Source organism: Aminobacter sp. P4_H6_2 (assembly GCF_056400805.1).
Genome location: NZ_JBFUKO010000780.1, coordinates 1 through 2,240, shown reverse-complemented (window position 1 = coordinate 2,240; position 2,240 = coordinate 1). Strand labels below are relative to the sequence as shown.

Genomic DNA, 2,240 nt, shown 5'->3' with positions numbered 1-2,240 from the left:
CTGGTACGGCTGTCGGGCGAGGGGCTGATCGCTACGCTGCCCAACCGCTCGACAATGGTGTCGAACATCGACTTTCTCAATATGCACACCTATTTCGACGCGCTGGTGTTGATGTACCGCGTGACGACGCGGCTGGCGGCCCAACATCACCGCGCCGACGATCTCAAGATCATTCGCGCCCACCAGGCCGAGTTTGCCGCCGCCGTGCAGGCGCAGGACGCACTCGCCATGATCGCCACCAACGCGGCTCTGCACCAGGCGATCTCGGAAGCCGGGCGCAATCCCTATTTCTCCAGCCTGTTCAATCGGCTGCTCGACGAGGGGCGGCGTATCCTCAGGCTCTATTACCAGTCCTACGACGACCGGCTGCCGCAGCGCTTCGTCGACGAGCATGAAGACATGATCGCAGTCATCGCCGCGCGTGACGTCGAGGCCGCCGACCGGCTGGCCAAGGCGCATGCCGAGCAGATCGTGGACCAGATCCAGAAGCTTTTCACCCGCAATGAGAGGCTTGAAGTGGCGTTGTAAGTTGCCCTCGAATTCTTGTCGACAAATAAAATGCAAAGCGTATAATCGACGGCGAGGGCACGGATACGGCGTCGTTTTGGCGTGGCGGTCGTGCCGATTTCACTGGCCCAGAGGAGTTTGAGATGAAGGCGAAGATTTTCACCGGAGTAATTCCCGCCCTGATGACCCCCTGCAAGGCGGATCGCACCCCTGACTTCGACGCGCTCGTCCGCAAGGGCAAGGAGCTGATCGGGCAGGGCATGTCGGCGGTCGTCTATTGCGGCTCCATGGGTGACTGGCCACTACTGACGGACGCCCAGCGCATGGAGGGCGTGGAACGCCTGGTGAAGGCGGGCATTCCTGTCATCGTCGGCACCGGCGGCATCAACAGCGCCTCGGCGGTGGCCCACTCGGCGCACGCCCAGAAGGTAGGCGCACAGGGCCTCATGGTCATCCCCCGCGTGCTGTCGCGTGGTTCTTCGCTCACCGCCCAGAAGGCGCATTTCAGCGCAATTCTGTCGGCGGCTGCTGATCTGCCCGCAGTCATCTACAACAGCCCTTACTATGGCTTCGCCACCCGCGCCGACCTGTTCTTCGCGTTGCGTGCCGAGCACAAGAACCTCGTCGGCTTCAAGGAATTCGGCGGCAATGCCGACATGCGCTATGCCGCCGAGCACATCACCAGCCGCGATGACGGCGTTTCCCTGATGATTGGCGTTGACACCGCCGTCTTCCATGGCTTCGTCAACTGCGGCGCGACTGGTGCCATCACGGGCATCGGCAACGTGCTACCGAAGGAAGTGATCCACCTCTGCAACCTGTCGCAGGCAGCTGCCGCCGGTGACGTTGATGCCCGCCAGCGCGCGCTAGAGTTGGAGCAGGCGCTGGCCGTGCTGTCGTCCTTCGACGAAGGCGCCGATCTCGTCCTCTATTTCAAGCACATGATGGTGATGAAGGGCGACAAGGAGTACACGCTCCACTTCAACGAGACCGATGCACTGACCGACAGCCAGCGCGGCTACTGCGAGGCGCAGTTCAAGCTGTTCAACAGCTGGTATGGCGAGTGGAGCAAGCTCCCCGGCGCGGTCGAGAAGTACAAGGGCTGATCCATACCCCTGGAAACGAAAAGGCCCTCCCGAGCGATCGGGAGGGCCTTTCTATTTGGGCTGAGGCTTGACGGCGCATCTCGCCCTTGAGTGGCCGTTTCCTATGAAACGGCGTCGAGCCCTTGTGCGAGCAGGCGGTCGAGGTGCTCGATCTCGGCGGCGGTGAGCACGATGCCGTCGGCCTTGGATTTGGCGCGCGCGACATAGCGGCGCTGCGAGGGCAGGCGGGCACCCTGGCCGGCGATCGCCTCGAACAGTGTCTCCGCCCGGGCAAAGGGATTGCCGGGACGGCCGGCGGAGAAAGCTTGCGGCGAAAAGGCCAGGATGAGTTCGCCATGCGGCGGGGCGAGCGTGGTTGTGCCGAGATATTCCAGCACTTCCGGGCTGGTCAGGTCGCCGATCATGATGCCGGCGAGCAGCTCGATCATCGTGCCGATGGCCGAGCCCTTGTGCCCGCCGAAGGGCAGCATGGCGCCGGCGAGTGCTGCCGACGGATCGGTCGTCGGGTTGCCCTCAGCAYCAATGGCCCAGCCTTCGGGCAACGGCTTTCCGGCACGGCGGTGCAACTCGATCTCGCCGCGCGCGGCGACCGAAGTGGCAAAGTCAAAGACGTAGGGTGGCTTATCC

At 63.4% G+C, this 2,240-nt stretch carries 3 protein-coding genes; 2 read left to right on the top strand and 1 reads right to left on the bottom strand.

Annotated elements, in window-relative coordinates:
* Both AC1DUU_RS30020 and AC1DUU_RS30015 read left to right on the top strand, forming a co-directional pair.
* Nucleotides 1–528 (top strand): GntR family transcriptional regulator (locus tag AC1DUU_RS30020; RefSeq protein ID WP_476786961.1); only part of this gene is annotated, 528 nt, incomplete at its 5' end.
* A gap of 122 nt (nt 529–650) precedes the next feature.
* Nucleotides 651–1,613 carry a dihydrodipicolinate synthase family protein gene (locus tag AC1DUU_RS30015; RefSeq protein WP_476786960.1) on the top strand — a complete coding sequence of 321 codons (963 nt, stop codon included), beginning with the start codon at nt 651–653 and terminating at the stop codon, nt 1,611–1,613.
* Nucleotides 1,614–1,714: 101 nt separating this feature from the next.
* On the opposite strand, the gene AC1DUU_RS30010 is transcribed toward AC1DUU_RS30015, so the two are convergent.
* The coding region (locus AC1DUU_RS30010) for an Ldh family oxidoreductase (protein WP_476786959.1) at nt 1,715–2,240 on the bottom strand (526 nt) is incomplete at its 5' end.

Excerpts from the sequence above, each read along its gene's own strand:
- AC1DUU_RS30015 (WP_476786960.1), top strand. The coding sequence starts at position 651 with ATGAAGGCGAAGATTTTCACCGGAGTAATTCCCGCCCTGATGACCCCC.